The 20,346-nt window shown below is 63.6% G+C and carries 19 protein-coding genes; 6 read left to right on the plus strand and 13 right to left on the minus strand.

Features of this window, described 5'->3' with window-relative positions; translation table 11 throughout:
* Nucleotides 1–73 precede the first annotated feature (73 nt).
* The gene (locus THIVI_RS26115; RefSeq protein WP_281054900.1) at nucleotides 74–196 is read left to right on the plus strand and encodes a hypothetical protein; all 123 of its coding nucleotides are present in this window, start codon (nucleotides 74–76) and stop codon (nucleotides 194–196) included.
* Nucleotides 197–342: 146 nt separating this feature from the next.
* Here THIVI_RS26115 and THIVI_RS19960 read toward each other — a convergent pair whose 3' ends face one another.
* The gene (locus tag THIVI_RS19960) at nucleotides 343–741 is read right to left on the minus strand and encodes an SH3 domain-containing protein (RefSeq protein ID WP_041447789.1); all 399 of its coding nucleotides are present in this window, start codon (nucleotides 739–741) and stop codon (nucleotides 343–345) included.
* A 103-nt stretch (nucleotides 742–844) separates the two neighbouring features.
* On the opposite strand from THIVI_RS19960, the gene THIVI_RS19965 reads away from it, so the two are divergent.
* From THIVI_RS19965 to THIVI_RS19975, 3 genes are all read left to right on the plus strand, one after another.
* Nucleotides 845–1,822 (plus strand): GNAT family N-acetyltransferase, encoded by a 978-nt coding sequence (locus THIVI_RS19965; RefSeq protein ID WP_014780337.1) that lies wholly within the window; start codon nucleotides 845–847, stop codon nucleotides 1,820–1,822.
* 430 nt (nucleotides 1,823–2,252) lie between these two features.
* Nucleotides 2,253–3,989 carry a site-specific DNA-methyltransferase gene (locus tag THIVI_RS19970; protein ID WP_217160919.1) on the plus strand — a complete coding sequence of 579 codons (1,737 nt, stop codon included), beginning with the start codon at nucleotides 2,253–2,255 and terminating at the stop codon, nucleotides 3,987–3,989.
* A complete protein-coding gene (locus tag THIVI_RS19975; protein WP_014780339.1) occupies nucleotides 3,986–6,490 on the plus strand; it encodes a DEAD/DEAH box helicase in 2,505 nt (834 codons plus the stop codon). Before THIVI_RS19970 ends, THIVI_RS19975 begins: the two co-directional genes overlap by 4 nt.
* Before the next feature lie 448 nt (nucleotides 6,491–6,938).
* On the opposite strand, the gene THIVI_RS19980 is transcribed toward THIVI_RS19975, so the two are convergent.
* The 9 genes from THIVI_RS19980 to THIVI_RS20020 form a co-directional block, all read right to left on the minus strand.
* On the minus strand, nucleotides 6,939–7,172 hold the full coding sequence (locus THIVI_RS19980; RefSeq protein WP_014780340.1) for a hypothetical protein: 234 nt from the start codon (nucleotides 7,170–7,172) through the stop codon (nucleotides 6,939–6,941).
* Nucleotides 7,173–7,240: 68 nt separating this feature from the next.
* On the minus strand, nucleotides 7,241–8,350 hold the full coding sequence (locus THIVI_RS19985; protein ID WP_041447215.1) for an IS5 family transposase: 1,110 nt from the start codon (nucleotides 8,348–8,350) through the stop codon (nucleotides 7,241–7,243).
* A 161-nt stretch (nucleotides 8,351–8,511) separates the two neighbouring features.
* Nucleotides 8,512–9,054 carry a hypothetical protein gene (locus tag THIVI_RS25410; protein WP_014780341.1) on the minus strand — a complete coding sequence of 181 codons (543 nt, stop codon included), beginning with the start codon at nucleotides 9,052–9,054 and terminating at the stop codon, nucleotides 8,512–8,514.
* Nucleotides 9,055–9,094: 40 nt separating this feature from the next.
* Nucleotides 9,095–10,456, minus strand: coding sequence for a TldD/PmbA family protein (locus THIVI_RS19995; RefSeq protein WP_014780342.1), 1,362 nt, complete (start codon nucleotides 10,454–10,456; stop codon nucleotides 9,095–9,097).
* Nucleotides 10,449–11,978, minus strand: a complete 1,530-nt coding sequence (locus tag THIVI_RS20000; RefSeq protein ID WP_014780343.1) for a TldD/PmbA family protein — start codon at nucleotides 11,976–11,978, stop codon at nucleotides 10,449–10,451. The genes THIVI_RS19995 and THIVI_RS20000 overlap by 8 nt, the downstream gene beginning before the upstream one ends.
* Before the next feature lie 85 nt (nucleotides 11,979–12,063).
* On the minus strand, nucleotides 12,064–13,071 hold the full coding sequence (locus THIVI_RS20005) for a L,D-transpeptidase (protein WP_014780344.1): 1,008 nt from the start codon (nucleotides 13,069–13,071) through the stop codon (nucleotides 12,064–12,066).
* A 146-nt stretch (nucleotides 13,072–13,217) separates the two neighbouring features.
* Nucleotides 13,218–13,601: a hypothetical protein gene (locus tag THIVI_RS20010; RefSeq protein ID WP_052315074.1), complete on the minus strand. Its 384-nt coding sequence runs from the start codon at nucleotides 13,599–13,601 to the stop codon at nucleotides 13,218–13,220.
* 93 nt (nucleotides 13,602–13,694) lie between these two features.
* Nucleotides 13,695–14,333, minus strand: coding sequence for a hypothetical protein (locus THIVI_RS20015; protein WP_014780345.1), 639 nt, complete (start codon nucleotides 14,331–14,333; stop codon nucleotides 13,695–13,697).
* A gap of 75 nt (nucleotides 14,334–14,408) precedes the next feature.
* Nucleotides 14,409–14,768 (minus strand): SH3 domain-containing protein, encoded by a 360-nt coding sequence (locus tag THIVI_RS20020; protein WP_052315075.1) that lies wholly within the window; start codon nucleotides 14,766–14,768, stop codon nucleotides 14,409–14,411.
* A gap of 327 nt (nucleotides 14,769–15,095) precedes the next feature.
* Here THIVI_RS20020 and THIVI_RS20025 point away from each other — a divergent pair, with 327 nt between their 5' ends.
* Nucleotides 15,096–16,112 carry a class 1 fructose-bisphosphatase gene (locus THIVI_RS20025; RefSeq protein WP_014780347.1) on the plus strand — a complete coding sequence of 339 codons (1,017 nt, stop codon included), beginning with the start codon at nucleotides 15,096–15,098 and terminating at the stop codon, nucleotides 16,110–16,112.
* A gap of 234 nt (nucleotides 16,113–16,346) precedes the next feature.
* Nucleotides 16,347–17,066, plus strand: coding sequence for a Crp/Fnr family transcriptional regulator (locus THIVI_RS20030; protein ID WP_041447793.1), 720 nt, complete (start codon nucleotides 16,347–16,349; stop codon nucleotides 17,064–17,066).
* A 157-nt stretch (nucleotides 17,067–17,223) separates the two neighbouring features.
* Here the strand turns inward: THIVI_RS20030 and THIVI_RS20035 are convergent, their stop codons facing one another.
* From THIVI_RS20035 to THIVI_RS20045, 3 genes are read right to left on the minus strand one after another with little or no spacing between them, the layout of a single operon-like run.
* Nucleotides 17,224–19,149, minus strand: a complete 1,926-nt coding sequence (locus THIVI_RS20035; protein ID WP_014780349.1) for a putative bifunctional diguanylate cyclase/phosphodiesterase — start codon at nucleotides 19,147–19,149, stop codon at nucleotides 17,224–17,226.
* Nucleotides 19,150–19,998, minus strand: a complete 849-nt coding sequence (locus tag THIVI_RS20040) for an HDOD domain-containing protein (RefSeq protein ID WP_245537320.1) — start codon at nucleotides 19,996–19,998, stop codon at nucleotides 19,150–19,152.
* Nucleotides 19,999–20,003: 5 nt separating this feature from the next.
* Nucleotides 20,004–20,315 (minus strand): hypothetical protein, encoded by a 312-nt coding sequence (locus THIVI_RS20045; RefSeq protein ID WP_014780351.1) that lies wholly within the window; start codon nucleotides 20,313–20,315, stop codon nucleotides 20,004–20,006.
* Nucleotides 20,316–20,346: the final 31 nt, after the last annotated feature.

A 20,346-nucleotide genomic window follows, 5' to 3' on the forward strand; every position in this document is an offset into this window, starting at 1 on the left:
ATTGTCGATGACATACGTTTACGAAGAGCCGTCGAGCCTATCGGTGTCAGATTGGGAGGTATTCCGAGACCGGATGATCAAGGAGGTCGCGCGCTATCCGGATCGAGAAGACGCGGCGGAAGCCCTGCGGTTTGCCGAATTCATGCTGAACGACATCAAGCAGAACCGGGCGCGTCGACTTAGCGAAGCCGCCTGATCGCCGATGTCGTCGGTCTTGAGCGGCCGCACGTAATCCCCGTAGTAGACGATGATCTCCAGCAGCGGATTCCAGGGATTGCCCTCGGTGCGCTCACGCTCGACCGACCCTTTGCGCCTTTGCGGTTCCAATTGCCGAAATTAGGCTCATGGACAGCCCCCCTCGGCGAGAAACTGGCCGGCCACCCAGCCGGTCACGCCCCGATACTCCACCTTGCACCAACGTGGGTTCTGGCGCTCGCGCTCGGCGCGTTGCTCCGGGTTGAGCGTCGAGAATTCCTTGAAGGTCAGACCACCACGACAGCCGAGATTGCGCAGGCAACTGGCATTCGGCGGGATCTCGCCGACCTTCCGGCCCGTCGCGGTCGGTTCGGCGCGGAGGTTCAGGACGTCACCCTCGGCTACCTTGACCACCCGGAAGTGATCCGGCCCATCGGCCTCGGCCATCAGAGCGGCCGAGAAGAATGCCGCCGACAGGAGCAGGCCCAGAATCGTGACGGATCTCTGGCGACGCCCGAGGCGCGAAGATGGGTGATGCCTTTGCATGATCTTGATGTCTCCAGGTGTGAGGAACAGGCACTTGTTCATTTCGTCCGCTCGATAGCCTACCATCCACGGACCTCATGAGCATTCAGGGAACTGAGGATCCATGCGCGACCAACCCGATCACGCGCTTCAGGCCCGCCTCGACCAGGCATTGCAGGCCCTCCCGCCCGCGACGATCCGCCTGCAACCCGTCGCGGCGGAGAACGCCGACGACTGCCGTCTGTGGCGGGCTTGTGAACTCTGCATCTACCTGGACTATCGCAGCGAGACCCCGCCCGACCCGCGCGACCTGTCCGACGCCGACATCCTCGACTGGAGTCGTCGCGGACTCGCCGCCGACGAGTCGCTGGGCGATCCCGCCGATATGCCATGGTATCGCCCCTATTGGCTCCAGGCGAGCGGGCGCCGCATCGGCATCCTGGCGCTTGCGCTCCAGGCGTCGGATTGGGATCGGACGGCGCTGGGGATCGCCAGCCTTTACCTCCTGCCGGGCGAGCGGCGCCAGGGCCACGCGACCCGCCTCTTCGCCAATCTCGACCGGATCGCACGGGATCTGGGCCTGCTCGGTCTGCAATTAGACGTCGATTGGGTCTGGCAGCCCGCGGTGCGCTGCTATCTGCGCAACGGCTTCTCCGTGCGCCATTGGAAGCGCGACCTGCGGCTCGAACGCCGGTGCGCGGAGCCTGGCTACGAGGTGCGTTTCGCGGCGGACCGCGCGGAGTATCGTCGAGAGGGGGACGCGGCTCCCATCATCCTGGCCCGCCATGGTGGCGATTGGCTGGAATGGCAAACCCATCCGCAGCCAGACGTCGATCTGCTCCACCCCTCCGCGACCCTGGCGCTCTGGCTGGCGGTCGCCGGTTGGCCCCTGATCCGCGGTCCCGAGACTTGGGCCGAGCGCTCACGCTGGTGCGATGTCGGGATGCCCGAGGGACTGGCACAGCGGATCACCGTGCTCGAAGCCTACACCCGCCACTGCGGATTCCCCGTGCGCGCCCCGCGCATCCCAGGGCTGGTCTATCCGAATTGGGACAGCTTTCAGGTTCAAGACCCAACTCCGGCGGCCCGGTCCCAGACGTGACGCTGGAGCCTCGGTCCCTGCTCTCACACTGGAGAGACTGTGCAAGTCTTCGCCCTAATTTCCCATCCGTGTTCGATCACTGGGGTGCGCTTGCGAACCCAGCATTTAAGGTGGTTTACGGGAATGACTTTACCGGTTTCCGTTCGTCCTGAGCTTGTCGAAGGGCGGGCGGAAATCGCGCTCCGAGGCAGACATTGCATCCGTTCATGGTTCGACCCTTCGACGGGCTCAGGACTCACCACGAACGGATGCAATGTCACCACGAAAGTGGGTATGCGCTTTTCCGGAAATCGCCTAAGCGGCTTAGGGAGCGGCGGATGCTGGGCTTCGTCCCTTGTAAGATGAGTTTACCCGCACCAGACCGTTATCCCCCCAGCCGACGAGGAAGACTTGCCCAGTCTCTGGAGCCTGGGAGCCAAGATCAAGCGGCATGCGCTATAGTGCCGTCATCCAGCCTGAATGCCTTGCGCGACGCCCGACCCGACGGGGATCGAGCGCGCATGGCGACCCCGAGGAACGCATGGCCGACCCCTACGACGAGTACACCAAGGACGAGTTGATTCGTCTGCTGCGCGAGCGCGACCGCAAGCCGAGATTCGGTCTGCTGTGGGAACGCAACGAGATCGAGCACGAGCGCGCGATCAACGACGATTTCGTGGCGCTCGACTTGGACGCCGAACTGTCGCATGGCATGGCACCCTTCCGCGATCTCGTCATCGAGGGCGACAACTTCGACGCCCTGCGCCTGCTGCGCATGACCCACGCCGGTAAGGTCAAGTGCATCTATATCGATCCACCCTATAACACCGGCAACCGCGATTTCATATACAACGATCGCTTCGTCGACCGCGAGGACAGCTATCGGCATTCCAAATGGCTGGAGTTCATGTATCGGCGGCTGCGGCTGGCGCGGGAACTCTTGGCCGAGGATGGGGTGATTTTCGTCTCGATCGACGATAACGAAATGCTGCATTTGGGCATGCTGATGGACCAGCTCTTTGGCGAAAGCAATCGGGTGGCGGTCTGTATCTGGCAGAAAGCCTATGCCCCCAAAAACAGCGCCTTGCATTTCTCGGACGATCACGAATATCTGCTGGTCTATGCGGCCAATCGGGATCTCTGGCGTCCGAATCCGATGCCACGCACCGCCGCACAGGACAAGGCTTACAAGAATCTCGATAACGACCCACGTGGTCTCTGGAAATCTTCTGACCTCTCGGCGCGCAATCCCTATAGTCTCGGCATCTACCCCATCACCTGCCCGTCGGGGCGAGTGATCGACGGCCCGCCTTCGGGTAATTATTGGCGCGTTTCCGAACGAAAACTCAAGGAATTGGACGCCGACAACCGCATCTGGTGGGGCAAGGATGGCAATAATGTCCCCGCGATCAAACGATTCCTCTCCGATGTGAAGCAGGGTGTCGTGCCACAGACCCTATGGAAATATGAGGAGGTCGGTCACACACAGGACGCCAAGAAGGAACTGCTGGACGTGTTGCAATTCGAGGATTCCGCCTCGGTCTTCTCGACGCCCAAACCCCTCCGCCTGATCGAGCGCATCCTACGCATCGCTACCAATCCCGGCGATTTGGTGCTGGATTTCTTCGCGGGATCGGGGACGACGGCCCAAGCCGTGCTCAAGCTCAACGCCGAGGATAACGGCGACCGGCGCTTCATCCTGGTGTCCAGCACCGAGGCCACGGCGGACGCGCCGGACAAGAATCTGTGCCGCGATGTCTGCGCCGAGCGGGTGCGGCGGGTGATGCGCGGCTATCGCAACCGCAAGGACGAGGAGGTGCCCGCTCTGGGCGGCGCCTTCGGCTATCTGCGTACCCGGCGCCTCGCCGCCAGCGCCCTGCTGACGATCGACCATGCGCCGGTCTGGAACGCGCTGCAATTGCTGCATCTCGGACACCTGACGCCCTATCGGCCGGATGAGCCGCTGCAAGTCGCCGAGGGCGACGCGGGCCTGCTGCTGTATCTGCCGAAGGTCTCGGAGACGGCCATCGCCGCCCTGCGCCAGTGTCTGGAGGCGGCGCCGCGTCTGGCGACGGTCTATTCCTGGCAGGCCGCCCTGCTGCGCCAGCGCATCGCGGACGAGCGGGCGACCTTCGAGCAGATCCCGCAGTGTCTGGCCACTCGGTTCGGTCTGGCGGGCACGGCATGAGCGCGGCGGTTCTGAAAGGCTATCAGCGGGAGGCGGTCGAGCATGCGCTGGACATCTTTCGTCATGCCGAATCCCTGTTGCAAGACGCGCCCGATGCCGACAGCCGGCGCGCCATCATCGCCCATCACGGTTGTCTGCTGCTGGAGGCCCCGACCGGCGCCGGCAAGACCCTGATGGCCGGCGCCATCGCCGAGGGGTTCGCGCGCGCCGATCATCCGCGTCACGCGCGCGTCGTCTGGTTCTGGTTCACCCCCTTCGCGAATCTTGTGGAGCAGACCAGGGGCGCGCTGAAACGCGACTTCTCCGGCCTGCGTCTGCGCGATCTGACCCGCGACCGGATTGCTCATGACTGTGCCAGCGGCGATGTCTTCATCGCGACCTGGTCGGCGGTCGCGGCCAGGAATGCCGAGACACGCAAGCTGCGCCAAAGCGGGGATCTGTCGTTGTCGCTCGATGTCTTCATCCCCCTGCTGCGCGAGGCTGGCCTGCGCATCGGCGCGGTGATCGACGAGGCGCACCATACCCTGTTCGCGAAGGCGCCGACCGAAGCCCTGCGCTTTTATCGGGAGGTGCTGCAACCCGACTTCACCCTGCTGATTACCGCGACCCCCGACGATGCCGATGTGAAAAAGTTCTGCCGGGAGGTCGGGATCGAGTATCTGAGTCGGAATCTGGTGGCGCGCCATGAGGCGGTGGAGGCCGGTCTCATCAAGCAGGGGATTCGCTCGATCGCCTATCTCGCCCCGGAGGATCAGAAGACCCTCGCCGATCTGCCCGCGACGGCCCTGGCCGAAGGCTGGCAGACACACCAGGCCATCAAGCGGCAATTGACCGAATTGGGCGTGCCTCTGACGCCGCTGATGTTGGTGCAGGTCGGTAACAGCGGCAAGGCCGGAACCAACGCCATCGAGGAGGCCAAGACGACGCTCCTGCGTCTGGGCGTGCCCGAGGAGGCGATCGCCTGGTATACCGCCGACGATCCCAATGACGATCTCCAGGCGGCGGCCGTGGATGAGCGCAAGGAGGTGTTGCTGTTCAAGGTGGCGGTCGCCCTGGGCTTCGACGCGCCGCGCGCCTCCACGCTGGTCTCGCTGCGCGGGGCCAAAGATGTCGGTTTCGGGTTGCAAGTGGTCGGGCGAATTTTGCGGGTGCATCGCCGTCTGCAAGCCTTTGCGCTGGCTGGCACGCTGCCCGAAGCGCTACGTTTCGGCTATGCCTTTCTCGCCGATGCCGAGAGTCAGACCGGTCTGTTGAGCGCCGCCGAAAAGATCAACGCCATCAAGACCGAACTGGCCAATGTCTGCCCCTATACGGCACTGGTGCGTGTGGCGGGCACGCCAGAAGTGCAGGTGATCCGCAATGGGCAACTGTCGCTGTTGCCCCGGCCGCTCGATCCGCCCGCTTGGCGCGAACTGGACGCACTGGAGCCGGAATCGCCGCTGGCGTCGCTGTCGGCCTGGACGCAAACGGAGTTGCTGGGGCTTGGACGTACCGATCAGATGCCTCCTGCCATTGCGGACGATCCGAACGGCCAGAGCTTCCGGCCCGTCATCCCCACGTTTCCTGACGATGCCGCCCATTCATTGCGCGAGGGAATGCCGAGCGGTTTCATGACCGAGCAACTGCCGTTGAGCACGGATGCCTTGATCGACTGCGTGGGTGCCCTGCTCGATCTGAGCCCCGAGGTGTTGAGCGCGGGGCTGCGCAAGCGTGTCAAGATCACGCGGCGGACGATCGAGATTTTCGCCGCCAATGATGAGCACATCGACCAGATCCAGGGCCGACTCTCCGATGACGAACTGGCGCGCCGTGGGCAAAGAGTTCTGCTCGACGCGCAAGAGGCGCTCGATCCGCGCGATGTGCGCGACGCCTTGATGAAACGACTGCGCCGCGAATACAACGAGCATCAGGGGTTGGATCTGGCCGAATCGGAGATCGAACGCGCCTTTTATGTGATTTTGGCGGCCTATCCGAAGCTGCTCACCCAGGCGCTGCGCGCCTGCGCCGCCCGGCACAAAGAAGCGGTCGAGGCGCACCCGCTGCCGCTTTGTATCGAGACTCCGCCCGCCACTCCGCACTCGCGTCTGAACCTGTACGGCGTCCTGCCGTCGGATCTCAATACGCCTGAGCGCGCCTTCGTTGAGTTGCTGGACGCCGACACGTCCGGCACGGTGCGCTGGTGGCATCGCAACCCGCCGCGCAAGCCTTGGTCGGTAGGTCTGGTCATGCCCAGCGGTTATCGTTTCTTTCCCGATTTCATCGTCGGCGTGAGCGAGCGAACTGGCGGCGAGCGGGTCCGTTTGCTGGAAACCAAGGGCGGTCACATTCTGGACAGCGACGAGACGCTGGAGAAACTCCAGGCCGAGCACCAGGTCTACGGTCGTCCGATCATGCTCAAGCGCAAGGACGACGGGAATTTCTGGGTGATCGAATATTCGCAACAGCGGGATAAAGCGGAGGAAGAGCGGATTTTTCGATTGGAATATCTGGGGCAATACTGACCGCGCCGTTTCTTGTTCCCAGGTTCCGTGTCACTGCCATCAATTAAGCCGATCATGTTTCGACCCTTCGACGGGCTCAGGGCTCACCACGAACGGCTTAGGCGATTTCCGGGAAAGTCTGTACCGATTTTCCGTTCGCCCTGAGCCCTGAGCCCTTCGGCTTCGCTCAGGACAGGCTTGCCGAAGGGTCGAAGGGTGAACGGAAAATCGCGCTCCGAGGCCGACATTGAATCCGTTCATGGTTCGACAGGGCTCTCCTGAGCGAAGCCGAAGGGCTCACCACGAACGGATTTAATGTCACCACGAACGGATGACACCTGGGTATGATCTTTTCCGGAAATCGCCTTAATGGCAGTAGCGCTGGAGAGCTAGATTGGGACATCCGCTTCGTCCGGCACCGACTGGAAAAACCATTTGATGGCGACGCTGGCATCCACCACGTAGCGCATCAGGGACGGCCATCCTCGCGGATGGAGCGGAATTCATCCTCGGTCAAACAGGGCGCGTGCTGACGGCGCTCCAGAATCCGATCGATCGCCGCGACATGCCGTTGGTGACGCTGGGCGCGCTCGACCGCCTCGCGCATCAGATCGGCGATGATGGCGCTCTTGTTCTGGTCCCTGAATGTTTCGTTGAAGGACTGCTTGATCGCTTCTGGGACGCTGAAATTGACGGTGGCCATGGACGCTGCTCTTGCGCGCGCGGCAATGTTGATGATTTCAACAAGAGTCTAAGAGGGTGTAGACAAAATCAAACCGTTGTGGTCAACCGCCGCAGCAGGATGCGCGCCTCCGCCAGCCAAACCCAGGTTTCGGAGACCGCTGGCAGACGGTCATGATGCATGATCAATCGACGGGCACGCTCATTCCACGCATGGGTGCGCTCGACAACCCAGCGCTTCGGCAGCGGAACGAAGCCGTCGGCGTTGGCGATCACCACTCGGTCAGGCGCCCCGTCCACGTGCCAGGAGCCAACGCTTTTGTTGGCTGGATGGCGCACGACTTCCACGCGGATCGCGTGGGTCTGCTCGGTGGTTTGGGCAAATTGACCGGCGTAGGCGCTATCGACAAACAGCGTGTTGATCTGGGGGTACTTGGCGGCCGCGTCAGCGACGGCGCCCGAGGCGGCATCGCGGTCCTGAAGATTGGCCGCGACCACGCTCACCGCCAACACGAACCCCAAGGTATCGACCACCAGGCTGCGCTTGCGCCCCTTGACCTGCTTGCCCGCATCAAAGCCGCTCGGTCCACCCTGCGGCGAGCCGCGGGTCGATTGCGCATCCAGCACCGCCGCCGTCGGCGCGATCTCACGCCCCTCGCGTTCGCGCCATTGCCCCCGCAGTCGATCATGCATCTGCTCAAACTTCCCAGCCGCACTCCAACGGCGAAACGTCTTGTAGACATTCTGCCAAGGCGCGAAATCGTGCGGCAGCATCCGCCACGCGCACCCCGTGCGCACCACGTAGCAACACGCCTCCAGGATGCTCCGGCGCGACACGCGGGGCGGTTGACCCCGCCCGCCCGGCATCTCAAAGAGAGCGGCGACCAAGTCCCACTCCGCATCGGTCAGACAACTTGGGTAGCTTTGGTCGGGGTCGTGGCGACGATGCGCATCCGTATACCCATACCGACGCGGCGTTGCGCGCGCTTGCGCCTCGAGACCACTCTCGCCCCGGAGGCGCGTGACGCCCGCCTCCCGCAAGGACTTGCGAATCGTTGCTTCATGAGCCTCGATTCCCGTCCGTGCCGCGAGTTCCCGGGCAATCTCTGACAGCGTGGAGGTCGGGCGATCCGTGACAATTTGACGCAATACCGCTTGCTCCGCCTCGTGAATCTTGGGGGGACGACCAGCTTTCGACATCAGCGCACACCAGCTCAGTTGTAGACTGGTATACAAATAGCAGCTCAATTATTTTTGTCTACACCCTCTAAGCGGAGCCGAAACCTGTGTAAATCTGCGAATCAAGACGGCGACTCGCTCGGCGAAAACCGCCGAGCGACCGCGCCGGGCGGGCCATCGCGTTAGTCGTCGACCTGACAGATCCCATTGGCGCCATGCTTGCCGGTGTAGCTGAGGGTGACCGAGTCGTCCGGGTCGATGGCGATGGAGAGCGTGATGCCCGCGCCCGTGGCTTCGTAATAGTCCTTGTTGACCTTCTTGAGCTTCGCTTGTTTGCCATTCAAAAACACGGGTCCGCCCGCGTCGGCGTGCACCTCGATGTCGCCCGGACAGGTGCCGTTAAAAAATGGGACGCCGCTGGCCGCCTTGCCACCGCCGCGCACGGGTGCGGTCGACTCGTCTTCCACTCGCTCCAAGGCGTCGAACTGGCCTTGCGGTGTCACGAAGCACTTCCAGGCCCCGGATTCGCTGCCGACGGTCATGAACACGACGGTGGCGGCTTCGCTGCTCATCATGTCGTAGATCGCTACCTCGGATTTTGGCACGCCTGTCTCCTGCGCCATTTTCTTCACGCACAGCTTGGCGGCGGGAGAGGCTTTGTCGATCTGGGCCTGGGCGGCGAGCGGCAGGGCGGCGAGCAGGGCGATGGCAAGAATCGGTTTCATGGGTTTTCTCCAAGTGACGGGGATGACGCTTGAGGCCCCTTCAGGCCCCGCTGAACTGCACGGCTTCGAACACCAGCGTCGGTGTGCGCAGCGCGGTATAGGGGAAGGGGTCGTTGCCCACTTCCACCAGGCTGGCGAAGAGGGTCTTGAGGTTGCCGGTGACGATCATGCCGACGACGGGCTCGGCGATTTCGCCGCCACGGATGATATGACCGTTGAGCCCCTGGGAGAAGGCGCCGGTGGTCGGGTCGGCGTTGCCGCCAGCCCAGGCGGTGACCAGCACGCCGTCGCCGACCGCGCGGACGATCTCCGCGAGCGCGCGCTCGCCGGGCTGGACGATCTGGTTCGAGGGGTCGCCGGTCGTGACCGGCAGCCCGGTCTTGGCCGCATAGTAGGTGTCGGCGTAGACGGCCTTGGGGACGCCGCGCTCGATCAGGGTCAAGCGGCGATCGGCGATGCCCTCGCGATCATAGGGGTGGGACTCCAGGCCGCGCGGGCGCAATGGGTCGTCGATGATGGTGAGCTTGTCGCTGAAGGCCTGGATCTCCATCAGCTTGGGCCAGAAGGACTGGCCCTGCGAGATGTTGCTCGCCGTGGCCGGGGCGAGCAGGTCGCTGACCAGACGCATCGCGGCGCGCGGCTCGACCACCAGGGTGCCCTTCATGGTCGGTCCCTGGCGGCTGCCCAGACGCGCCCGTGCCCGCGCCAGGGTTTGCTCGCCGATGCGTGCCGTGCTCGGCAGATCGTCCAGATGCAGACAGGCGGCCCCGTCTTCGCCCTCGGCGCGGCGTTCGCTGCCGCCCTCACGTTCACCTGGCCCGGTGTCCCGCAAGGAGACCTGCTGGAAGAAGCCGACGCTGGTCTTGCCATAGGCACCGCTGAAGCCGTTGGAGCTGGCGTCGGCGACGAGCTTCCGGCCGTCCTCGACCGAGCAGATGGTGGAGATCAGCGTCGGTTCGCCACGGACGACCGCCTCCAGCTCGCGGCACCAGGCGAGACGCTGCTCGCGGGTCAGCTCCGCGACGCGCGGATCGACCAGTTGCAGCCCATCGGCCGGGGCGGTCGGAAACAGCTCCGGCGAGGTGATGCGCCGTTGAGGATCGGCTTGCAACTGCCGGGTGAGCGGCACCGCCTCGCGGATGAAGTCGCGCAGACGCGCCTCGCGCAGGTCGGTGGTCGAATAAACGCCATAACGGCCATCGACATAGAGCTTCAGTTCCAGCCCCCGTTTGGTGGAGTCCGAGACGGTCTCCGGTTTGCCGTCGCGAAAGGCATAGCTCAGGCCGCGGTCCTGGACGGCCGTCGCCCAGGCGTCATTGGCCCCTGCCGCGCGGGCCATCTCGACCGCCTGCTGGGCGAGCTTCAGCAGGGTGTCGGTTGCTGTCGTGTCGTGATTAGACATTTTCACCTCCTACCGTCATGCGCGAGACCAGGGCCGAGGGCATGCCGATCGAGACCGGTACGCTTTGTCCGTTCTTGCCGCAGACCCAGCCGCCGGGGTCGAGCTTGAAGTCGTCCGCCACCATGGTGATGCGTTTGAGCACCTCCGGGCCGTTGCCGATGAGATTCACGTCCTTGATCGGCGCGGTGATCTTGCCGTTCTCCACCAGCCAGCCGTTCTTGACATAGAAGGTGAAGTCGCCGGGGCCGATGGCGACCTGACCGCCGGTGAAGGTCTCGGCGATGATGCCGTGCTGGATGGAGGCGACGATCTCGTCACGGGTATGGGGTCCGTTCTCCATGAAGGTGGTCGTCATGCGCGCCATGATCGGATAGCGGTAAGACTCGCGCCGCCCGGAGCCGACATGCTCTTGGAGCCCATAGTGGCGGGCGGAGATGCTGTCGTGCAGATAGGATTTGAGAATACCTTTGTCGACCAGGACGGCGCGCCCAGTGGCGTTGCCTTCGTCGTCCATGTTCAGCGTGCCCAGCTCGTGCGGCAGGTTGCCCTGATCGACCACGGTGACGAAGGGCGCGGCCACCGGCTTGCCGATCATGTCTGAATAGATGCTGGTGCCGTTGCGGTTGAAGTCGGCCTCCATGCCGTGGCCGATGGCCTCGTGCAGCAGCACGCTGCTGGCCCCGGCGGCGAGCACCACCGGCATCTCGCCGGCCGGCGGGCGGCGGGCGTCGAACAGCACGAGGGTGCGGGCGACGACCTCGTCAACCTGTTCCTTGAGGCGGGCATCGGTGAAGAAGTCGAGTCCGTCGCGCGCGCCCAGCGAGACCATGTTGCTCTGGGTCTGATCGCCGCGCTTGGCGGTCACCATCAGGCCGAGCAGCGCGCTCGGGCGGCGGTCGGTCAGCAGACGGCCGTCCAGGGTCGCGATCAGCACCCGCTCGTCGGTGTCGGTCAACTGCACCGTCACCTTGTCGATGGCGGGATCGGCGGCGCGCAGCATCGCCTCGACCTTCTGGATCAGCGGCAGTTTCTCGTCCAGCCCGACCTCGGACCAGGGCCGCTTGACTGGATAGAGATCGCCCTGCCGCCTGGGGTCGAAATGCGCCGGCAGGGTCGCGCGCCCACCGCTCGCGATGGTCGCGGCGGTGCGGGCGGCCTGGAGCATGGACTCGGGCGTCAGATCCTCGGTGAAGGCGAAGCCGGTCTGATCCCCGACGACGACCCGCAGCCCGACTCCCTGGGCGATGTCGCTCGTGGCCTGGCTGGCCAGCCCATCCTGCAACCGGATGAGGTTGGTGCGCTTGTGCTGGAAATAGAGTTCGGCGAAATCCGCGCCGTTGGCGGTCAGTTCGGTCATGACGCGGCGGATCACGGCCTCGTCAATGCCGAACCAGTCGAGGAAGGGATTGGCTGGCGCGGGTGCGGTCAGGTCTGTCGCCTGCGGCTGGGCGCGGAGAAAGGCCGGCAGGGTCAGACTCGCCAGACCGGCGGTGCCGGTGGCGAGGAAATGGCGTCGGTTCATGGTCGGCTCCGGTGGCGGCTGGACAGGGTTCGAGTCGGTATCCTCGGTCTTCGCTGGAAGGCCAAGCGCATGGGGCAAGTGGATATCAGGCGCTGCTCATGATGACGAAGTCTTTCCCGGAGCGACGGTCGGGGTGCAGCGGGTTGTCCGTGACGACCAGCACCAGACCCGGATGCAGGCTGCGCTCGACGGCGCGTTGGAAGGCGTTGTCGGCGGTGAGCCGGGTGAGCAGCGCGTCCGGCGATCCCCACCCCGTCCCGAGATCCGCCCCCGCCGTCTCGTGGTGACTGATGGCGTGCCAGGCGAGCCCCTTGGTCCCGGCGTGACTCCCGTTCAGGACGAAGACGTGCGAACCGAGCTTGCCGCCCGCACCGGCGAGCCGTCCTTCGGCGGCGACCTCGCCGTTTTCGATCAGCTCCAGTTTGCGATCGGCCGATGAGGCGATGATCGTGGTCACCGGGTACTCGGCCTCGGCGTCCCAGTCGGACGGGTGGCGCTTGCCTTCCAGTCCCGCGACCGCCCGCTCGAACTCGTGCTCGGCGTAGCCGGCGAGGACGAGACCCGGATGGGTCAGCTCCCAGGGATCCGCGTGCGCGCCGGCGATGATCACGGGGGTGCCGACATGGGTGACCGTCCAGAGCTTTTCGGAGAAGGCCATCGGCAGGCGCACGCAGCCATGCGAGGCCGGATAGCCGGGCAGCTTGCCGGCATGCAGCGCGATGCCGTCCCAGGTCAGCCGATTCATGTTCGGCATGGGCGCGTTGTTATAAGTGGAGGAATGGTGGTTCTTGTCCTTCTCCAGCACGACGAAGACCCCATTCGGCGTCTCGTGGCCCGATTTGCCGGTGGAGCAGGTGGAGACGGCGATCCGCACCCCGTTACGATAGACGTGCGTCATCTGTTCGGGCAGCGAGACCACCACGGCCACGGCGCCTTTTGGCGAGCGCTCCGGATGCCAGGTGAACTCGCCGGGCTGGAGGTCGTGGATCTCCTTGACAACCTCGGCGCGGGAGCCCCGATGCGCGAGGATGAAGGGCGCCGCCCCCAGGGCGGCGAGTCGAAGGAGTGCGGTACGGCGATCGATCGGCTGCATCGTCAGGGAATCCTGTCAGTCGTTGTTAAACCGCGCCTCGGGCTGTAGGCGATGTTTCCGGATTGGATCGGCATCGGCAGACGCAACAATCGTCGGCGCTGGCGCGGTTTAGGTTAAGGAATGTGAGGCGCGATGGCCGAGGCGTATCAACCGCCAGACACCACCGCGTCGGGGATCTCGAAGCGTTCGTCGCCGGTGCGAATGCGCGTCAGGTCGCCCTCTCGATCGGTGGAGAAGGCGGTGCCGCTGGTCGATCCCTCGATGCCGGTCGCCCGGCCCCGCTCGAAGCGGATCACGCGCGAGGCGCCGCCGGGCAAGAAGACCGTTACCCGCGCCGCGCCCGAGCCTTCGCGGCGCACGCCGAACGGGCACGATGTCATCGGCTGACCGGTCGCCGTGGCGCAGGGGATGGAGCCGGTGGCGTGGAAATCGGTTTCGGGGACCAGGGCATCGGAGGCACTGGCGAGGGGGAAGCCGGAGCCGAGGAGCAGAGCGGCAAGAAGTGACAGAGACGGGGAAAGGCGGCGCATGCGGGGAAAGACTCCTGGTCGGAAGGGCGAAGGCGCGCCGTGTGTGCTGGTCGTAACAAAACGCACGGCACGCCGGATTCTCGCAGTTCGCGCCTATTCGCAATCCAGCATGGTGACATCGACGATGGACCGATAGCGCCCGTTCTCGGTACGAATGGTGACGCAATGCGAGCCCTTGACCCAGTTCGTATAGGAGCTGCCGCCGCCCTTACTGCCCGATGCGTACTCGTAACCGCGGTCCTCCATCTCCATCTCGCCGCTGCTCGCCTTGGCACCCACCAGATCCTGAAGCGCGGCGGCTCCGCCGTGCCCGCTGTGCCGTTGCGGCTGCTCCATCTCGCCGTCGTCCTGATGCTTATTGGCTTGACTGGCCGCAACCCCGATGGCCACGGCTGCCGCCGTTCCGATCGCCAGCTTCTCGGCGGTCCCCATGCCCTTGGGTTTGGGGCCGCTGTAGTCGGCGGTGGTCACATGGCGATTTTTGACCTCGCAGGTCCAGGGATGCTTGTCGCCGTCGACCTTGGCCTTGCCCTCGACCTTGAAGTGCTTCTCGCCGTCGAGTTGCATCGCATGGGCATCGCGCAGGTCGGTGAGGTTGTATTCGCTCCGGATGCGGTTCTCGCAATCGCGGATCGCGTCTTCCTCACCATAGGCGAGGACAATGCCTGGGGTCGCGAGGGCAAAGGTCAGCAGAACGCCCATGGGCGCGCGGAGGAGAGAGGAATGATGCATGGATTGGCTCCGGATGGTTTGATGGATCGAGAAGACTTGAATGCTTGAAGTGGACCGCAAGTGCGCCGGCCCCGGCTAGGGCTGGTAGGACGATTCGCGTAGATAACGCCCCGCGACCCAACCCTGGGAGCGGCTATCCTCGGGCCGTGCGACCTGGCACCAACGCTGATCGCCCGTCATGGTGCAGCCGAGGTTGCGAATGATCGAGCCATTGGGCAAGTCTCCGACCACGCGCTCCCGAGCGGAGGGACCGGCGCGCAGATGCAGCGTGTCGCCGCTGGCCACGCCGGTGACCTCCCAGAAATCCGGTCCGCCGGCGAGTCCGTCGGCGAAGTCGCCGGCAGGCGCGGCGGCGCTGGCGCGAGGCGTGCCGTCGGCGAGCAAGGGCGCGGCGGCCAGGAGGCAGGCGAGGAGGGAGATAGCCGGTGTCTTCATCAGGGTTCGCTTCCAGGGGGCTTTAGGTTTCAGGCTGTCTGTCTGGCTCCGATCATATAAAGAGGCGCCGATGCCCGGCAATAGGGGAATCTCCGTCAGGAATTTCCTGACAGCCGTTCGATCATGCTGGTTTCACGCGCCCGCTTCAGGCCGACGCGCCCGGCGCGGCTGCCCGGTCGCGGCGATGTCCCGGCGGCGTTGCCCATGCGTCCGGCAGCCAACATCGCGCCTCGCGCGCGGCGGGCGGGTTTCTGTTCGACTCGCGAACCCCTATACTGCCGAACTCTAATACTAAGAACGCAAACGTGCTTCGAGACGAGGACCAGCATGCATAACGGTAGCATCAGCATTACCCAGTTCATCATCGAGGAACAGCGCCACGTGGCCGGCGCGACGGGCGATTTCACGTCGCTGCTCAATGACGTGGTCACGGCCTGCAAGGTCATCAGTAACATGGTCAACCATGGCGCCCTCGTTGGGGTGCTCGGGAGTGCCGGGAGCGAGAATGTCCAGGGCGAGACCCAGAAGAAGATGGACATCCTCTCCAACGATGTCTTTCTGAAATCCAACGAGTGGGCCGGCCATCTGGCGGCGATGGCCTCCGAGGAGATGGACGACATCTATCCCATTCCGGACAAGTATCCGCGCGGCAAATATCTCCTGACCTTCGATCCGTTGGACGGCTCGTCGAACATGGATGTCAACGTCTCGGTCGGCACCATCTTTTCCATCCTGCGTTGCGCGGGCGGCGGTGCGGCCCCGACCGAGCGCGATTTCCTGCAGGCGGGGACGCAGCAGGTCGCCGCGGGCTATGCGCTTTACGGCCCTTCGACCATGATGGTGCTGACCACCGGCAACGGGGTGAACGGCTTCACGCTGGATCAGAACATCGGCGAGTTCATCCTCACCCATCCGAACATGACGATTCCGGCCGACACCCGCGAGTTCGCCATCAATGCCTCGAACATGCGTTTCTGGGAGCCGCCGGTGGCGCGCTATGTCCAGGAGTGTCTGGATGGCAAGGACGGTCCGCGCGGCGACGATTTCAACATGCGCTGGATTGCCTCCATGGTGGCCGAGGTGCATCGCATCCTGACCCGTGGCGGGATCTTTATGTATCCGATGGATGCCAAGATGAAGGAGAAGGGTCTGAGCGGGAAGCTGCGTCTGCTGTATGAGGCCAATCCCATGTCCTTCATCGTCGAGCAGGCCGGCGGCGGTTCCATCACGGGCACCGAGCGGATCCTGGATCTGCAACCCGAGTCGCTACATCAGCGCGTGCCGGTCATCCTCGGCTCGAAGAACGAGGTCGAGCGGATTTTGGGGTATCACAAGCAGGATTGAGGCGATTGGCACCCTCTCGACTGCGGGTGCCATTTTGTTTTAATCAACGGCGTTCGGCGTGACATGCGCCGTTTTCGAGTGATCGGCCAGGTTGAAATACACCGGCAGGATCGGAGCTTGCGCGGTTTAAATGATAAAAAACAAATAGTTCAATTGCGTCTTTCCAATCACCGTGGGTCACGATAATGCTGAGGTCGCTCAATACAACGCCGGTCGCTCTGGACGCAATTGAACGTGATCGATGAACTGCGTCGGGGGCCGCTGCTCTCCCGACTGGAAACCGAACAACTCGACCGGGTTAGCCGTCACGCCGCCCGCGTGACCCTGGACGCCGATCAACTGCTGTTCAGTCAGGGCGACCCCGCCAATCGTTTTTATCTGCTCCTGAAAGGACAGATGCAGTTGTTCCGGCTCTCGCCCGAGGGTGCCGAGAAGGTCATCGAGATCGTGAGTCCCGGCCAGACCTTTGCCGAGGCGCTGATGTTTCTCAATGCCCCGCGCTATCCGGTCTGCGCCTCCGCGCTGTGTCCGTCGGAGTTGATCGCGATCGATGCGCTTGACTTCGCCAGCATGCTGCGCGAGTCCGTGGAGACCTGTTTTCAGTTGCTTGGGGTCTTGAGCCAGCGGCTGCGCGGACTGATCGGCGAGATCGACGATCTCACCCTGCATACGGCGACCAGCCGCGTCGCCCGCTATCTGGTCGCGAAGATGCCTCCTGGCCAGCAAACCCTGGAACTCGATGTCCGTAAGGGCGTGCTCGCCTCGCGTCTGTCGGTGCAGCCGGAGACCTTTTCGCGGGTCGTCAAAGCGCTCGGCGCGCAGGGTGCGATCCGGATGCAGGGAACTCAGGTGACCGTACTCGACCCCAAGGCGCTGATCGGGATTGCGGAAATGGAGGAGATCCTGGAACCAGGGCCGTTATCGATCGGCAGTCTGGGATCGCTGCGGCCTTAGGCGGTGGCTGACGCTGAAGCCGTTCATGGTTCGACAAGCTCACCACGAACGGCTTTAACGTCACTCACCACGAACGGCTTTAACGTCACTCACCACGAACGGCTTCAACGTCGCTCACCACGAACGGCTCCAACGTCACCATGTGCCGGATTCAGATTCAAGGGCGCGAGCGGCCGTCCTCCGGCACAAAGTAACGCGCCTGAAACGTCTCGGCCAACACCGGGTGGCCCAGATGATAGCCCTGTCCGGAGGTGCAGCCATGCTGTTTCAAAAGTTGAAACTGCGCTTCGTTTTCAATGCCTTCCGCAATGACTGAATGGTTTAATTGCCGTGCCATTGTCAAGATGGTGCCGGCGATCACCTCGGCTGCGGGATCCAGTGCCAGATCCTTGACGAATTCCCGGTCGAGCTTCAGGCCGGAGATCGGATAATTTTTGACCGATCGCAGCGATGAATAGCCAATGCCGAAATCGTCGATCCAGATCTCGAAACCGGCCGAGCGGAGCGCTCGCAGGCTGGCGAGCGCCTGCTCTTCATTGCATGCGACGGCGGTTTCCGTGATTTCGATGTGCAGACGTTCCGGCCGGATGCCCTCTTGCCGGAGGATGAGGGCGAGCTTAGCCGCCAGATCGCCGCTGCTTAACTCGATGGCGGAGACATTGATGGAGAGCGGAATCCTCGGAAATCCCGCCGCGTCCCAGACCTGGATTTGGCGGCAGACCCGACGCCACACCCATTCGCCGATCTCGACGATTTGGCCGGTGTTTTCGGCGATCGGGATGAATTCCGCGGGCGACACCGGGATTCCATCCTCCTTCTGGAGTCGCAATAGCACCTCGGCGCCAACCAGCGCCTGGTCGTCGAGGCGGAACAAAGGCTGAAAGTGCAGTTGAAACCGATCTTCGCGCAACGCCTCCTGCAGCAGGGACTCGGTGCGCAGGCTGGGAGATCCCGCTGTGTCCCAGGCCGATTCATAGACCACATGCCGATTGCGCCCCACGGTCTTGGCGCGCTTGAGGGCCGTATCCGCGCTGCGCAGCATGGCTTGTGCCGAGATTGGTTCGGCTTGAGAGTGCGAAGAGGCGACGCCGATGCTGACCGAGGGATAGAGCCGGAATCCTTCCTGACGGAAGCCTTCCGCAAGATGGCTGTGCAGATAGGTGGCAATCTCCGCCAGGCGGCCTGGGTAGCGCATGTGCGAGAGTGCCAGTCCGAATTCGTCGGCGCCGGTGCGGGCGAAACAGAGGTCACGTTCGGCAATGCCGAGCACGGCGCAGACATGCCGCGATCGAAGCGCGCTATCCAGCCGTAACGCGACATCCCGCAGAACGCGGTCGCCTGTTTCGGAGCCGAATTCGCGGTTGATGTGATGAAAGCGATCGATGTCGAGCAGGAGGATGCCAATGCCCGACCGCGACGCCTGTTCGAGAAATGCCCGTTGCAGGAAGCGAATGAACTGGGCGCGCTGTGCCAGCCCGGTCAGTTGATCCGCCGGGATGACGCGATCGTCGTAGACCCTGGCGTCGGTGTCCCGGTACTGGAGGCGGTAATGGGGTGCCAGGAAGGTCGCCGCGCCATTGTGTAGATTGTCGAGATTCACGGCGGCCAGATCGACGAGCGCCGCAAACGGTTGATGAAGACTGGCCGGAATCGTCCGATCTAGCAGCACCATGCCGCTGACCCGATTCGGTGTCGCAAGCGCATGCATGAAACCGGTGTGATCGGCGAACTCGACGGCAAGACAACCGCGCTGTTGCAGGGCTTGCGCGAAGTGGCCTGTCTCGATCAGCCGGTCCGAGAGGGCCGTCATCGATTCCCGTGCCGCGGCGTTCGAGCAATAGAACAGCTCGAAACAGGCATCGGGCTGGCGCAGCAGAATCGCCATTTGTGCGAACGGCTGCAGAAAGCCGATGGATTGGTGTAGTTTGCCGAACAGTTCGTACAGGGTGCGGCAGGCCGGATAGCGGGAGATGGCCGCGCGGATGACATCGATAGCCAGCGGATACAGGTTGGCGGAGTTGTCGTGAGTGTCGCCCTGAGGCTCGGAGAGCGGGAACGCTGGTGGAGTTGGGATAGAATCCATTTAAATCTCCAGAAAAGCGGAGGTCACATCCCTGGCGGTGCTGGCGGTCACGTCAACGATGTCGGGCAGATCCTGGATACCGAGCCCGGTTTGCCGCCAGGCGGCATCGTCCATAATCGGCACCCAGCGCGTGCCGCTGGTCCCAATACGGAGGCTGTTCACGATCAGATCCGCGCTATGAACGACTGCGGCTTCAAGGGGCCAGGATTCTTCGGTAGCTAGGCCGTGGTGCAGCGCGGCGGCATTCCGGTAGATGATTGGGATCTCCCAGCGTTTCAGTAATTCAGCGCCGAGTTCGGCATGTGTCAGACCGAATAATTGCCGTTCGAATTCCCACAGATGGCCCTGACGTTCCCGATGCGCCTGCAGAGCGCGACTCATGGCGTGCGGTTCGAGGATGAACAGGGGAAGGCGGCCGATATCGTGGAGCAATCCGGCCAGATAGTAGCGTTCGGGGTCATCCAGGCGCTGGTTGCGGGCCATCGCGCGGGCGGCGATTCCGCAGGCGATACTGTGTTCCCAAAAGGACCGCATCGACACGGCACCGAGCGGGAGATCGCGAAAGACCGAGATGACAGCGGTCGCGAGAACCAACTGACGCGTTTCGGTGGCGCCGATAATGGTCAAGGCACGCAGGACCGTGTCCACCTTTCCGGGCAGGGCATAAAGTGAGCTATTGGCGATGCGCAGAACCCGCGCCGTCATCGACGGATCGGCCTCGATGAGGCGGGCCACAGACTCCAGGGATCCGTCGGGATCGTCCAGGGCGTCACGAACCCGCCGATAGACGGCCGGCAGGCTCGGCAACTCGCCGAGGCGTTCGAGGATACCTGTCGTATGCGCCGGCATTCCCATTATCGATGACAGAGTGTGCGTTCCAGACAGATCTCGTAAAGCGCGTGGATCGCCGGATGGTCGGGATTGCTCAAGCTGAATTGCAGATCGAGCTGCGCGCGCGCTTCCGCGATGAAGGATGGGTCCAGTGTCGCGAGCGAAGGTGGACCAGGTTCGAGGAACTGAATGGGGATGTGCTGGATTCCCCAGGATTTGAGCGCCTTGAGGTGACGTTCCGTGAGGGCGACGCCAGCGCGGATCAAGATCGCGCCGTTGGGGTCATGAATATCCTTGGCAAGCAGCATTCCAGCCTTGACCTGATCCAAGCGCATGTTGTGTGCTCCGTCCTCGGAAACTGATTGG

This window comes from Thiocystis violascens DSM 198, assembly GCF_000227745.2.
Lineage (GTDB): Bacteria > Pseudomonadota > Gammaproteobacteria > Chromatiales > Chromatiaceae > Chromatium > Chromatium violascens.

Bases quoted from the DNA above. Each gene is read 5' to 3' on its own strand.
- THIVI_RS26115 (WP_281054900.1), top strand. From the start codon at position 74: ATGATCAAGGAGGTCGCGCGCTATCCGGATCGAGAAGACGCGGCGGAA.
- THIVI_RS19960 (WP_041447789.1), bottom strand. From the start codon at position 741: ATGCAAAGGCATCACCCATCTTCGCGCCTCGGGCGTCGCCAGAGATCC.
- THIVI_RS19965 (WP_014780337.1), top strand. From the start codon at position 845: ATGCGCGACCAACCCGATCACGCGCTTCAGGCCCGCCTCGACCAGGCA.
- THIVI_RS19970 (WP_217160919.1), top strand. From the start codon at position 2,253: ATGCGCTATAGTGCCGTCATCCAGCCTGAATGCCTTGCGCGACGCCCG.
- THIVI_RS19975 (WP_014780339.1), top strand. From the start codon at position 3,986: ATGAGCGCGGCGGTTCTGAAAGGCTATCAGCGGGAGGCGGTCGAGCAT.
- THIVI_RS19980 (WP_014780340.1), bottom strand. From the start codon at position 7,172: ATGGCCACCGTCAATTTCAGCGTCCCAGAAGCGATCAAGCAGTCCTTC.
- THIVI_RS19985 (WP_041447215.1), bottom strand. From the start codon at position 8,350: ATGTCGAAAGCTGGTCGTCCCCCCAAGATTCACGAGGCGGAGCAAGCG.
- THIVI_RS25410 (WP_014780341.1), bottom strand. From the start codon at position 9,054: ATGAAACCGATTCTTGCCATCGCCCTGCTCGCCGCCCTGCCGCTCGCC.
- THIVI_RS19995 (WP_014780342.1), bottom strand. From the start codon at position 10,456: ATGTCTAATCACGACACGACAGCAACCGACACCCTGCTGAAGCTCGCC.
- THIVI_RS20000 (WP_014780343.1), bottom strand. From the start codon at position 11,978: ATGAACCGACGCCATTTCCTCGCCACCGGCACCGCCGGTCTGGCGAGT.
- THIVI_RS20005 (WP_014780344.1), bottom strand. From the start codon at position 13,071: ATGCAGCCGATCGATCGCCGTACCGCACTCCTTCGACTCGCCGCCCTG.
- THIVI_RS20010 (WP_052315074.1), bottom strand. From the start codon at position 13,601: ATGCGCCGCCTTTCCCCGTCTCTGTCACTTCTTGCCGCTCTGCTCCTC.
- THIVI_RS20015 (WP_014780345.1), bottom strand. From the start codon at position 14,333: ATGCATCATTCCTCTCTCCTCCGCGCGCCCATGGGCGTTCTGCTGACC.
- THIVI_RS20020 (WP_052315075.1), bottom strand. From the start codon at position 14,768: ATGAAGACACCGGCTATCTCCCTCCTCGCCTGCCTCCTGGCCGCCGCG.
- THIVI_RS20025 (WP_014780347.1), top strand. From the start codon at position 15,096: ATGCATAACGGTAGCATCAGCATTACCCAGTTCATCATCGAGGAACAG.
- THIVI_RS20035 (WP_014780349.1), bottom strand. From the start codon at position 19,149: ATGGATTCTATCCCAACTCCACCAGCGTTCCCGCTCTCCGAGCCTCAG.
- THIVI_RS20040 (WP_245537320.1), bottom strand. From the start codon at position 19,998: ATGCCGGCGCATACGACAGGTATCCTCGAACGCCTCGGCGAGTTGCCG.
- THIVI_RS20045 (WP_014780351.1), bottom strand. From the start codon at position 20,315: ATGCGCTTGGATCAGGTCAAGGCTGGAATGCTGCTTGCCAAGGATATT.